Origin of the sequence: Paenibacillus planticolens, from assembly GCF_013141725.1 — a bacterium.
GTDB classification, from domain to species: Bacteria; Bacillota; Bacilli; order Paenibacillales; family NBRC-103111; genus Paenibacillus_E; species Paenibacillus_E planticolens.
Map to the genome: position 1 here is coordinate 18054 of NZ_WHNZ01000016.1, position 13374 is coordinate 31427.

The following is a 13374-nucleotide window of genomic DNA, read 5'->3' on the forward strand; positions in this document are numbered from 1 at the left end:
ATGTAATTATGGCAAATCATAGATTCGAGACATTTCGTCTTAGCCGTTCTCTCAAAAGTGAAAAAGCAACGATCGAACACGAATGGGAAAAGTTTATGTCCGGAAGCTTCTCACAGCTTAATGTCAGAACTTCTATGCACCAATCTTGGCAGCGTTGCATGGAGCAAGGGGTCCATCCTCTCCTTAGTAAAGCCTCTAATAACTTAGGAATTGATCAAATTCAAGAGTACGTGACGTCTGATCCGCTATTCCAAATGGTCGAACCGTTTTTAAAGAAACTGAAGCAGCTTGCCGCAAATACCGGCTACCTCGTGACTTATTCCAATGCGGCTGGTGAAATGATTTACTTTGACGGCGATATGTCTTTAATGTTGAAAGCGGAAGACATTAACTTCTCGCCCGGTTCAGATTGGAGCGAAGGCAGCGCAGGGACGAATGCAATTGGAACAGCCCTCGCCACCGGAGTCCCGATTCAAGTGTTTGCCAGCGAGCATTTTTGCCAAGAAATTCATGGTTGGACATGTTCAGCTGCCCCCATTCACGATCCCGCTACAGGGAAAGTACTCGGTGTTATCGATTTAACTAGCTTCTGGACGGTATTTGAACCGGAATCGCTGGATGCCGTTGTTATGGTGGCCCAAGATATCGAAAATATGCTTTATAGCCAATTGAAATTCGAACGTTTCCGGTTGTCTCAATATTTTGTTGAGCAAACCAAAAGAACGACCCTGCCGCTAGCGGTTTTAGACCGCGGGGGACGAGTCATCAAAGCTTCTCAACTGCTATACAAAAAAGGCTGGATCTCGCCTGATCATTGTTTCGATCATACATCTTTTATTAAAGAATCTTTTCCTTCAAAGACAAACTGGGAATTGAAGGATGACAATAAGTTGTGGTTATTTGAACTCTCGCCTTACTTTTACGGTGGAGTGGCCATTGGCTCGATTGTAAATGTCCTTCCGCCGGACATTGCCGTTTTCAACTATTTACCGGATTTCCGCCAGTTCCCTGCATCCTCATCACCACTCAGTAAAAACGATGCAGTTGAAAGTCAGAAAAGAGTTTCAAAACAAGATCAATTTTACAAGTCGCTATTCGAACATCATCCGGACGCCATCTTTACTTATGATTTACAAGGAATTCTCCTCGACGCCAATCCGGCTGCGGAAAGAATGCTTGGCTATGATGCGAGTGAACTGAGAAACATCATGGTCGAAGACTTCACATTTCCTGACTACATCGAACAAAAATTACGGGCTTTTGCCAATTCGGTAAGGGGAAAGCAGCAGGAATATGATACGGCATTCCGACATAAGCAGGGGCATAGTCTTCTTGTCTCGGTAAAGAGCTTTCCTATCATTGTGGAAAACGAAATCGTCGGCGTTTATGAAGCAGTCCGGGATATCGCTCCGCATCATCAACAAATCTCTGAAGACTTGAAGTCTACGAAAGAACAGCTTGAGTTCTACTTCGGCAATACCGAAGACGCGGTTCTCGTTGTTAACGCCAATCTTCATATTGTAAAAGCCAACAGATCTTTTGAAAGAATATATGGCTGGACGGAACAGGAACTGCTCGGTAAAATGAACCCAACGATTCCTGACCACCTGATGTGGGAACTAGATGAAATTCGCAACAATATGTTCAGTTCCCGTCAAGTCATCCCTTATGAAACCGTTAGACAGCGCAAGGATGGCAGCCTGATCAATGTCAGCAATTACGCCTCCCCGCTCTTTGACAGCAAAGGCAATACCGTTGCGTATGTGCTAATTTCAAGAGATATTACGGGACTAAAACAAACAGAAGAATTGCTGCGTAAAACGGAGAAACTTGCCGTTGTCGGTCAGCTAGCGGCAGGGATTGCCCACGAAATTCGCAATCCGCTTACGACACTCAAAGGATTCCTCACTTTACTGAAGTCCCAAACAACCGATAAAGACGGTTGGTACTTGGATGTCATGTTAACCGAAATTGAACAAATGGAATGGATTGCCAACCAATTTTTGACCGTGGCAAAGCCGCAAATCGTAAAATTTGAAAGGAGGAAATTAGGAGATGTCGTTCAGCAGGTCGCTTCTTTTCTCTATCCCCTTGCGACCATGCACAATGTACAGATTTTGATAGCGTCGGAATCTGAGGATCGGTTCATTGAATGCGACGAAAATCAGCTTAAACAAGTGTTTATCAATGTTGTGAAAAATGCCATTGAAGCGATGCCGCACGGCGGACAAATTGATATCATGATCAAATATAACAAGGATTCCGTTGCGGTTCGAGTCAAAGATCAAGGATACGGTATACCGCAAGACAGAATTGCCCACCTTGGCGAACCCTTTTTCAGCTTGAAGGAGAAAGGAACAGGTCTAGGTTTAATGGTTTGCTACAAAATAATCAAGGAGCATCACGGAACCATTCACATTGAAAGTGAAGTCGGCAGAGGAACAACAGTTGAAATTAATTTGCCCTTTAAGTAATCAACGGGCGTCATAAAAAACAACGCCTAAGATCGGAATCCCCGACTTAGGCGTTGTTGTATAATCAAGAACCGGCTTTCAGTAAACTCATACGATTCTAGTTAATTCACTGTTAATTACTCGATGTGCGGCAACATAACGATCTTTCGGACTAATCCCAAACGATGCAAATTGAACCTTCATTTCATTGGTAATAAATTGGACTTCATACTGCTTCGCATTTCCCACAAATAAGCTATTGTATGTGGATGCATTCGGTTTCACAATAAACGCAACATTATGAATCAATTTCTTCTTTCCGTTTAATGCATACACTTTGATTCTTACTTTGGCATTCTTATGTTGATGCTGGTTTAGCGAGTTCACAACAATATCTTTGGAAACAGTCTTGTCTTTCTCCGTTAGGTTATTTAGAGGTCCCGTCGTATATTTACGAATCATACATACTCCCCTTCATAAATAAGATATTGCGAAAAAGTCACGTCTCTCTAATATCTTATTCATTCAAGGGTTTATCTGATTGGACGAAGCCTTCTTTTTAATCTTTGCGGCTTTCTACCAGCTCCAAATGTTTGCGTCCCCAACCACACATACTGTCCAATACCGAGGATAGCGTTCTGCCGTGCTCCGTTAAGCTGTACTCAACTTTCGGAGGAATTTCTTGATAGATACTACGCTCAATCAACTTATCCTCTTCAAGCTCGCGCAGCTGCTTTGTCAATGTACCTTGCGATACATCCGGAATAAGACGTCGAAGCTCCCCGAATCGTTTGGTTCCGTCCACTAACAATATAAATAATATAAGCGGCTTCCATTTGCCGCCCATCATTTGAAGTGTTGCAAGTACTCCTTTGAGCCTAGGTTCTTTTAAATCCATGGTTATACGCCCCCTCCTCCCTATGATACCTGCTGTGGACAACTTTTGCACGATGACTTCTCCCGATCCTAAGCTTCTATTCGTATGAAATTTCGTACCAAGTACGAAAAAAGTGCGTACTTGGCAGCAAGATGAGCTTGTCTAATAATAGTAATCGTAAGCGATTCTCATTACTGTATAGAGGTGAAAACATTGCCCCATAACACATTACAAAATCAACGAGTCGTCATCATCGGCGGCAGTTCCGGTATAGGTCTAGCCGTTGCCAAGCAAACGATTGAACAGGGCGGGCAGGTTGTTATTGCCGGTCGTTCATTGGATAAGTTGGAAAAAGCCCGTCAATGGCTTGGGAATGATGGCATTGAAATCTTTACATTAGATAACCGAAACGTAGAGGAATTAAAGACTTTTTTTGATCGGATTGGCAGCTTTGATCATTTATTTACTCCAGGCGCTTCCTATGTAAGAGGGCCGATTACCTCTGACTTGGATGTGGCACGAAGCTGCTTCGATGCCAAGTTTTGGCCGCAATACCATGCTGTGAAATATGGAGTACCCTATATGAACCCGAATGGCTCGATAGTCTTGATGTCTGGAGCATTTAGCCAACGGCCGTTGGCGGACGGAGCCTCTTATGCTGCCTGCAACGGGGCTATAGAAAGCCTTGGAAAAGCACTAGCTGTCGAGCTTGCCCCCGTTCGAGTAAATGTGATCTCTCCGGGTACGATTCATACTTCCTTTAACTGGGAAGGTGCTGAGCAAGCCGTCAGAGATAAAGCCTATGAAGCGTATACCCGATTGAATCTTCTGGGTCGGGTCGGCCACGCTTACGAAGCCGCTCATACTACGGTCTATTTAATGACCAATGGGTATACGACTGGAAGCACACTCTATCCGGATGGCGGTTATATTTTAAGGTGATGGACGTAATGAAGCTGCCGATCGTGCCGGCAGCTTCGTTCCTCGTTAAAACGATAAATCTTTTATAAACCAAGCGTCCGTAGCATTATGCTCTGAACCAGCTAGTGGTCTTTCAAGTTGTTGAAAACCTAATTTGATGTAAAGGAGATTTGCTGCTTGAAGTTTCTTCAATGTTTCTAAGTAACAGTGTGTATAGTGTTCCATGGCGAAGTCGAGTGCTACTTTCATAAGATCTTTCGACAGACCCATACCTTGAGCTTCGGGTGCAATGTAAAGCTTTTGCAACTCGCAAATTCCCGGTTCCTGCCCAAATGGTGCAATCCCCACACCGCCTACCACTTCATTTTGTTCGTTCACGGCAACCCAATACTTTGAATTTGGTTGTTCCTTGTAATATTGGGCCAGACTGCTCAGTTGAGGGTCAAAATATGCTGTTCCCGGAATGTTTAGGTTAAATGATTCCAATGAGCTTTTAATAATTCGCTCTATTGTTTGATTGTCTTGTTCTTCAATTTCACGTATTTGCATGGTTTCATTCCCCCAATATCAAAATAATTATAATTTATTAACTTTAATATGATTAGCCAAATAGTTCAACTAATTCAAGTATCCTACAAACCAACTTGGCACAACAAAAAAATATCATCGAACTGTGCTGCCGATTTAGTTTCCGTAGAACAATGATAAAAGAACTGCTCTGTTCGCATTTTTTGCGAAAGAGCAGTTCTTCGTTTTTCTTAGAATTTCTCGAACTAGATATTCATTTTTTATCTGCGGTAGGGTGTCAATCCCGCTAGACCTCAACAGGGATTTTCCCGTTTTACACTTCCTCAACGCGTACCCATGCGCCTTTCTCAATGGATTGATCCACGGCTTCCAGCACTTGCTGACACTGCACACCATCATAGAAATTAGGTGCAAAATCAGAACCATTCACGATGCTTTGAATGTATTCATACACCAAATGAATGAATGCATGCTCATACCCGATCGTGTGACCTGGCGGCCACCAATTGGCGGTATAGGGATGTACGCCTTCTGTTACAAGAATCGTACGGTATCCTTGAAGGTGCGGCGGATCGTCTTTAAAGTAAACTTCCAATTCATTGAGTCGTTCCAAATTAAATCGCAAGGCGCCTTTACTGCCGTATATTTCAAAGGTTTGGTAATTTTTTCGACCATATGCAAAACGAGTTGCTTCGAATGTCCCCATCGCGCCATTCTTAAATTCAGCCAAGAATGACGTCGCATCATCCACAGTGACATCCCCCGTCTCATCCGATGCTACGGCTGTAAGACCCTGGCTTGATGCGGGGATTGGGCGCTTATGTACGAACGTTTTGCTGTGACCGACTACGCGTTCAAAATCGCCGATCAGGAAACGAGCTAAATCAATACAATGGGCATTTAAATCCCCATGTGAACCGGAACCGGCTACCTCTTTATTGAGGCGCCATGCTAACGGAAAGTCGGGATCTGCCAACCAATCCTGCAAATAGGTTGCTCTGTAATGATGAATATCCCCAATTTGGCCATCCGTAAGGATTTGTTTGGCCAACTGTACGGCAGGCAGGAAACGATAATTGAAGCAAATCGCATGCTTGACACCCGACTGCTCTGCTGCTTGCAGCATCTCTCTAGCATCAGCAAGCGTCAAGGCTAGCGGCTTCTCGCAGAACACATGCTTACCGGCCTTAACAGCCCCGAGTACAATCTCTTTATGCGCATTGCTTGGAGCATTCACATCAATTAAATCAATATCATCCCTGTTGATTAAGCGCTGCCAATCGGTTTCATAGCTAGACCATCCGAATTTCTCAGCAGCAGCCTGTACGCCGTCTTTATCGCGACCGCAGATAGCTTGCATAGAAACATCTGCATCAAGTTCAAAGAACATGCCTACATCCTTATAAGCATGGCTGTGAGCCTTGCCCATAAATTTGTAGCCAACCATCCCCACATTGATCACTGGTTTTAAGCCCACCACATTTCACCTGCCTGTTCACCAATGATGATCCCTTTCAGGAAATCCGCAGCCTTCTTGAAGCCTTCATCGGTCGACATTAAGCTATCCTCGTGCTCAATGCTAATCGCTCCGTCATAGCCTACCTTGCGCAACGTGCTGATGATTCCTTTCCACACGTTCATATCGTTCCCATAGCCAATCGTACGGAAAATCCATGAACGTTCAAGCTCATTGCTGTAAGGCTTTACATCAAGGACGCCATTTAACGAAGTATTGCGCGCATCGATCCTCGTGTCTTTGGCATGCACATGGTAGATCGATTTTCCAAGCTTCTTAATGCACTCTTCAGGGTCCATCCCCTGCCAAAATAAATGGGAAGGATCAAAGTTAACGCCGATATTATCTCCGGTTTCTTGACGAAGCCGCAAAGCCGTCTCAGTGTTGTATACGACGAAGCCTGGATGCGCCTCAATCGCTACGCGAACACCATGCTGCCTGCAGAAGGCGGATTGCTCACGCCAATAAGGAATTGTTTTCTGCGACCACTGCCAGTCCAGTACTTGTAAAAAGTCAGGCGGCCATGGACAAGTGACCCACGATGGACTTTGGGACGTGTCTGAATCACCTGGACATCCTGAGAAAGTAATGACCGTTTCAACACCCAAAGCTTCCGCTAGACGCACAGTATTCTGAAAATCTTCATGATGCTCAGCCGCGATGGCTGCATTCGGATGAAGCGGATTTCCATGGCAGCTTAAAGCGCTAATCGATAGACCGCGCTGCTCCACCATTCGTTTCAAGTCAGCGATCTTGCCTGCATCGCGTAAAACCTCGGAAGGCGATATGTGGGCTTTGCCCACATATCCTCCTGTACCGATTTCTACCGTTTGCAATCCAGCCTTTTGAACAAGATCAAGAGCTGACTCGAGCGTTTTCTCGCCATACAGTACTGCAAACACGCCCAATTTCATAGAAACACTCTCCTGCAAATTTTAGTAGTTTGCATCTGCTTTATAATATTGGTCAACATTTGCCGGTGTAACTGGAGCGGCATCCAGAATGATGTGATGAGGAATACTTTTCTCCCAGAAGCCATCGACACCTTTGCCCTCTAACAGCTTAACAGCCAGATTAACAGCTGAACCGCTCATCGTCGGTGAATAAGTTAAGGATACAATCACATCAGGCTTTTGTTTTTCCTTCATCATTTGATAAATTTCTTTCTCACCGCCTGAGCTTACAATAAACATTTCCTTATCACGCTTCGCATCACGAATAGCTTGAACGATACCAATCGTCATATCATCGTCTTGCGAGTAAACGCCATCAATTTTTGCATTTGCCTGTAAAATATTTTCCATTGCTTTCAAGGCTTTTTCTCTTGTAAAATCACCTGGCTGCGTAGCAACGATCTGAATACCAGGGTAATCTTTGAGGTAATCGCGGAAACCCTTCGACCTGAGATCGGTAACCGTAGATGGAACTCCGGAAATTTCAACCACTTTTCCTTCTGGTTTTCCATTACGCTTCGTCATCTCTGCTACCAAATACTTGGCATCCCCGAAACCAATCCCGTAGTTATCTCCACCGATATACGTACGATAGTTTTCTGTATTTACAGCGCGATCAATAACAATCAAAGGAATGTTAGCTTTTGCAATTTTATCAGCAGCTGGTGTTAAGGCAGCGGACTCAATTGGCAGCATCACAATGGCATTGACTTTTTTCGTGATCAAATCCTCAATATCCGAGGTCTGCTTAGCAGGATCACTCGCTGTATACATAATAAGCTTCACGTTTTTGTGCTTCTGTGCTTCCGCCTTCGCATTCGCTACGAGAGCGCCCATCCATCCGTGGTCCGCCGAAGGCACCGAAATTCCTAACGTATATTCGCCGCCAGCGGCAGTCACACTCTGCGTTTCAGTCGCTTTTTCCGCAGGCTCCGTTGTTGTAGATGCCACTTTATCCGATGTCGTACAACCCGCTAATACACCTGTTAAGGTAATCATGACAACTACGGTATGAAACCATTTTTTCTTTAACATAGTAGACCTCCTGAGAATAAATTTTAAATGGCTTGCTATTCTTTCTTTTGTAGCATAACGGCCGCTATAATAATCAGCCCTTTGACCACCCCCTGCAGATAGGGTGAAATATTAAGCAAATTCATGACATTACTCAAAACCCCTAAGATCAGAACACCAAATAATGTACCAATGATGCGGCCCCGCCCTCCGGATAGGCTAGCCCCACCTATGATTACAGCAGCTATCGCATCCAACTCATACATGTTCCCCGAGCTTGAAGTCGAAATTGAATTTAAGCGTGAGGTTTCTATGATCGAACCAATAGCCGCGGTGAATCCACAAATCATGTAAGAAATGATCGTCACCCGTATGACCGAAATCGCCGATAAACGTGCGGACTGTCTGTTACCGCCTACGGCATAAATATGTCTGCCGAAGACTGTCTTTTCTAATACGACAAAGGATATGAGCACAATAAACGCAAAGATCAACACAGGATAAGGAATTCCGAGTAAATATCCGTTACCAATTTTCGCATAGTTTGAATTCATTCCTGATATCGCACCAGCATCCGCATAATAAAGTGCGAGTGACCTCGCAATGGTCATCATGGCGAGCGTGGCGATAAATGCTGTGATTTTGCCATAGGTAATCATAAATCCGTTAATGAGGCCGAGTATAATTCCCATCGCCAAGCCCAGCAAAATCGAGATACCAATCGGCAAATGGTAAGTGACCTGTGCAGCCATAATCACCATACCGGATAGCGCCAGGATGGAACCGACGGATAAATCAATGCCTCCTAAAATAATGACAAACGTCATGCCTACAGATATAATGCCTACGATTGAAATTTGTCTTAATACATTGGTAATGTTAGCTACACTGAGGAAATGCTCACTTAAAACAGAGGCCAACACAACAAGGACAATAAAAGCAAAAATGACACTGTATTGTTCCCAAATTACTTTTACCCCAAATCTGTTTTTAGGGGTGGGGGGTGCACTCAAATCAACTACTTTTGCCACTACATTCCCTCCGCTATTCCGGCTGCTAATGCCATTATTTTTTGTTCATTGGCTTCTGTATGATCTAATTCTCCATGAATAGTCCCGCGATGCATGACTAGAATACGGTTACATAATCCAAGAAGCTCCGGTAATTCCGATGAGATGACAATGACTGCTTTTCCTTCCGCCGCAAATCGCGAGATTAGATGATAGATTTCGCTCTTGGCTCCTACATCAATGCCTCGTGTCGGCTCATCCAGGATGAAGAGTTCACAGTCCGTTGCCAACCACTTGGCGATAACTACTTTTTGCTGATTACCGCCACTCAGGCTCTTCACAGGCTGGGTTACTTTATTTGCCTTAATATTTAATTCCTTCACCTTCCGGTCTACGGTTTGATCCTCGGTTTTTCGGTTAATCACCTGCCATTTGCTCACTTTTCTCGGAACTGCGATTGTAATATTTTGCGTAATACTCATATCTAGAAATAACCCGGATTGTTTTCTATCCTCTGTTGCGAAGCCAAACCCCAACGCAACCGCGTCTACGGGATTACGCAAATGAACCTGTTTTCCTTTCCAATAAATCCTGCCTGTGTCCGGCTTCCAATCGCCGAATAAAGTACGGGCCAATTCCGTTCTACCTGCGCCAACCAGCCCCGAGAAGCCTACAACTTCACCTTTGCGTACGCTGAAATTCACATTGTTGAAATAAGGCTTAAGCGACAAATTCTCTACCTTCAATACTTCTTCACCGAATTTAGATGCTTTGGATGGGAACAATTCATTCAATTCACGGCCTACCATTAGATTGGCTATTGAACGTTCGGTTAGCTCTGACATCGGTAATGCCGCTACATTCTGTCCATCGCGCATAACGGTTACGGTGTCACAGAACAGGCGCAACTCGTTCAAGCGATGCGAGATATAGATAATGGAGGTGCCTCTTGCTTTAAACTTGCGGATCAGTTCAAATAGCCGGGCACTTTCTCTTTCCTCAAGTACGGCTGTGGGTTCATCCATAATGAGGATGCTTGCGTCAAGCGATAACGCTTTCACAATTTCAACAATTTGTTGTTGACCTATACTTAATGAATGAATCTTTGCGTTGGGGTCCAGGTCCAAATGAAAGCTTTCCAGGAGCTGCCGCGTTTCAGCTACCATGCTTTCCTTATCCGTGAATACGCCCAACTTGCGAGGCTCTCTCCCCAAAAACACATTCTCTGCAACCGTCATGTGAGAGATTAAATTCAATTCCTGATGAATAATACCGATTCCCAGCTTCTGAGAACTCGTAGGTGAATGAATTTTCACCTGTTTTCCATCTAGCAGAATTTCTCCTTCATCCGGTTCATGAATGCCCGCGAGTATTTTCATCAGGGTAGATTTGCCTGCGCCATTCTCTCCCACTAATGCGAGAACTTCGCCCCGTTTTAACACCAAATTCACGTTATCAAGCGCGCTCATGCCATTGAAAGTTTTACTAATATTTTTCATTACCAGCATCCCATGTTTCTCCTCCTCTTCTCACCATCCATACTTTGATGATAGAGGTTTTGAACCTTGTCAACAATGAATAAAACGATGTTAAAACTTCACTTTCCTGCGGAATCACAGGCGTTTCTAATCCATTTTCTTTTGCTTGTACAAGACTGCCAGCATGAGGATGCCCTTAAGAATGCCTTGTAAGTAAGGCGACACATTTTCAAGATTCATGTAGTTGCTAATCATGCTTAGAATGAGCACACCGCAAGCGGTGCCCCAGATTGTCCCTTTTCCGCCCGATAAATTGGCACCACCAATCACAATGGCTGCAATCACATCCAGCTCATAGGTAGTTGCTGAGGATGACGTAGAAATGGAGTTCAGCCTTGAGGTCTCCAGAATAGCTCCGACTCCTGCCGCCAATCCGCTAATGCCAAAGGCGATGATCGTCACCCAGTGCATAGGTGTACCGGATAAAAAGGCTGCAATCCGATTGTTGCCAACCGCATAGATGTACCTGCCCAGTAGGGTGCGTGTTAACACGATATGGGCCAAAATCGCGGCAAGAATAAGCGGGAATAAAATATTTGGAATGCCTAATGTATAGCCATGTCCTAGAGATGTATACTGGCTATACTTGCCTTGCAGGGCACCGCCGGAAGCGTACCAAAGTGAAATGGATCGAACGGCAAACATCATCCCTAAGGTCGTAATAAAAGAGGGGACCTTCCCATAGACGACAATCACCCCGTTCAAGAGACCAAGAAGCATTCCCGCTATAACACCTGCAATACTGGATAACCAAATGCCAAATCCATCAATACCTTGTAAAACCATAATGATGGATCCCGAGAAGACTAGAACCGAACCTACTGAAAAGTCGACCATACCTAGTAAAATAACGAAATGGACGCCGAGCGCAATCATGCCGACAACCGATGCTTGACGAAACAGGTTCATCAGATTTTCCCAGGAAAGGAAGTAATCACTCGTCACAGAAGCGATAACAAAAAAAACGACGATAATGAGAAAGACATGATTCTTCTGTACGAACCTCCAGGCCAGTCCCGGTTGATTAACTCTCAAAGGCAAGCCGTATCTTTTATTCAATTTCTTGTGCCTCCGATCTAGGTGTACCTGTCATTCCTGATGCTGATTGGGTAATTCTTTCCTCCGTTGCTTCCATACGCGTCATTTCATCCACAATATGGCCTTCATGCATGACTAAAATACGAGTACATATGCCCAGCAGCTCTGATAGATCCGAGGAAATGATGATCATTCCTTTGCCTGCTTCCACAAGATCATGGATAGAGGCATACATTTCGGTTTTAGCGCCTACGTCAATACTTTGGGTAGGTTCATCCAGGAAGTATAAGTCACAATCCGCAACCAGCCATCTGCCTAGGGTAACCTTTTGCTGATTTCCGCCGCTAAGGTACTTTACCTTCTGGTCCGGCCCTTGGATGTTGATGCTCAATTGAAGGATCGCATCCAGAGCTTTGTCTTGCTCCTCTTTAAACAGAAGAAACTGCCATTTATGTAAATGATCCAGACCTGATATGGTCAAGTTTTGGGAAATATTCATATCCGGAAACAATCCTTTACCTAATCGATCCCGATTCACGAAACCAAAACGATGCTGGATCGCTTCGCGAGGGCCGCGAAAACGAACCTCCTTTCCCTTCCAGATCACCTCGCCGGAATCCCTTTTTAGCTCCCCGAAAATCGTCTTCGCGAGCTCTGTTCTTCCCGAACCGACCAAACCGGCAAATCCAAGAATTTCTCCCTCATACAGCTGAAATTGTATATTAGTAAACCAGGGCTTGCGGGTAAGTCCCTTCACACTGAGAAGCTCTTTTCCTTTCTCATGCGTGACCTGTGGGAATAAATATTTCAGCTCTCTGCCCAGCATAAACCGAATAACATCATTCTCGCCTAATCCTTTCAAATCGCGCGTAATCACGTGTTTACCATCACGGAGAATGGTAATCCGATCACAGATGTTGTGCAGTTCCTCCAAGCGGTGTGTAATATAGATAATGCCAATGCCTTCTTCCTTAAAAGAACGGATCAGTAGAAATAAACGTTCTCTTTCCATATCCGTTAAGCTTGCCGTAGGTTCATCCATAATTAAAATGCGCGCACGCTTTGAAATTGCTTTTGCGATCGCAACAGCATGCTGCTCGCTAAGCGATAGATGGCGGACCAGAGTGCCAGGGTGATGCATGTAACCTAACGACTTCATAATGTCCCTTGCATCCCTTTTCATCTTGCGATGGTTCGCAAAAAGTCCAAAAACCCTCGGCTCCACACCCAGGAATATGTTCTCAGCAATACTCATATCTTGTACGAGCGCTGGATCCTGATAAATTATCGACACACCTAATTGCTGCGCCTCAATGGACGAGTTAATATGAACCCGTTTACCCTCGATGCTAATTTCGCCTTCATCGGGTTGATGAAAGCCAGAAATCATTTTCACCAGTGTCGATTTACCGGCTCCGTTACCGCCAATCAACGCATGCACTTCTCCATGCCCCAGATGAAAATTAACGCCATCCAGTACTTTAACCCCAAAAAATGACTTGTTAATATTTTGCATATCCAGGAGC

General features: G+C 44.5%; 12 protein-coding genes. 2 read left to right on the forward strand and 10 right to left on the reverse strand.

What is annotated here, in order from left to right; translation table 11 throughout:
- The first annotated feature begins 8 nt into the window (after positions 1–8).
- On the forward strand, positions 9–2474 hold the full coding sequence (locus GC097_RS08550) for a PAS domain S-box protein (protein ID WP_171682918.1): 2466 nt from the start codon (positions 9–11) through the stop codon (positions 2472–2474).
- Positions 2475–2561: 87 nt separating this feature from the next.
- Here GC097_RS08550 and GC097_RS08555 read toward each other — a convergent pair whose 3' ends face one another.
- Positions 2562–2915, reverse strand: coding sequence for a hypothetical protein (locus tag GC097_RS08555; protein ID WP_171682919.1), 354 nt, complete (start codon positions 2913–2915; stop codon positions 2562–2564).
- Positions 2916–3012: 97 nt separating this feature from the next.
- Positions 3013–3351 carry a winged helix-turn-helix transcriptional regulator gene (locus tag GC097_RS08560; RefSeq protein ID WP_171682920.1) on the reverse strand — a complete coding sequence of 113 codons (339 nt, stop codon included), beginning with the start codon at positions 3349–3351 and terminating at the stop codon, positions 3013–3015.
- A 192-nt stretch (positions 3352–3543) separates the two neighbouring features.
- On the opposite strand from GC097_RS08560, the gene GC097_RS08565 reads away from it, so the two are divergent.
- The gene (locus tag GC097_RS08565) at positions 3544–4272 is read left to right on the forward strand and encodes an SDR family oxidoreductase (protein WP_171682941.1); all 729 of its coding nucleotides are present in this window, start codon (positions 3544–3546) and stop codon (positions 4270–4272) included.
- Between the two features lie 45 nt (positions 4273–4317).
- Here GC097_RS08565 and GC097_RS08570 read toward each other — a convergent pair whose 3' ends face one another.
- The 8 genes from GC097_RS08570 to GC097_RS08605 form a co-directional block, all read right to left on the reverse strand.
- The gene (locus GC097_RS08570; protein ID WP_171682921.1) at positions 4318–4800 is read right to left on the reverse strand and encodes a GNAT family N-acetyltransferase; all 483 of its coding nucleotides are present in this window, start codon (positions 4798–4800) and stop codon (positions 4318–4320) included.
- A gap of 292 nt (positions 4801–5092) precedes the next feature.
- The gene (locus GC097_RS08575; RefSeq protein ID WP_171682942.1) at positions 5093–6226 is read right to left on the reverse strand and encodes a Gfo/Idh/MocA family protein; all 1134 of its coding nucleotides are present in this window, start codon (positions 6224–6226) and stop codon (positions 5093–5095) included.
- A gap of 20 nt (positions 6227–6246) precedes the next feature.
- Positions 6247–7209 (reverse strand): sugar phosphate isomerase/epimerase family protein, encoded by a 963-nt coding sequence (locus GC097_RS08580; protein ID WP_171682922.1) that lies wholly within the window; start codon positions 7207–7209, stop codon positions 6247–6249.
- Between the two features lie 21 nt (positions 7210–7230).
- Positions 7231–8283: a substrate-binding domain-containing protein gene (locus GC097_RS08585; RefSeq protein ID WP_171682923.1), complete on the reverse strand. Its 1053-nt coding sequence runs from the start codon at positions 8281–8283 to the stop codon at positions 7231–7233.
- A 35-nt stretch (positions 8284–8318) separates the two neighbouring features.
- Complete coding sequence (locus GC097_RS08590) at positions 8319–9293, reverse strand: ABC transporter permease (RefSeq protein WP_312875634.1); 975 nt, start codon at positions 9291–9293, stop codon at positions 8319–8321.
- Positions 9293–10780 carry a sugar ABC transporter ATP-binding protein gene (locus GC097_RS08595; RefSeq protein ID WP_216625705.1) on the reverse strand — a complete coding sequence of 496 codons (1488 nt, stop codon included), beginning with the start codon at positions 10778–10780 and terminating at the stop codon, positions 9293–9295. Before GC097_RS08595 ends, GC097_RS08590 begins: the two co-directional genes overlap by 1 nt.
- A 117-nt stretch (positions 10781–10897) precedes the next feature.
- Positions 10898–11869 (reverse strand): ABC transporter permease, encoded by a 972-nt coding sequence (locus GC097_RS08600; RefSeq protein ID WP_171682924.1) that lies wholly within the window; start codon positions 11867–11869, stop codon positions 10898–10900.
- Entirely contained in the window at positions 11862–13364 is a 1503-nt protein-coding gene (locus GC097_RS08605; RefSeq protein WP_171682925.1) for a sugar ABC transporter ATP-binding protein, read from the reverse strand. Before GC097_RS08605 ends, GC097_RS08600 begins: the two co-directional genes overlap by 8 nt.
- Positions 13365–13374: the final 10 nt, after the last annotated feature.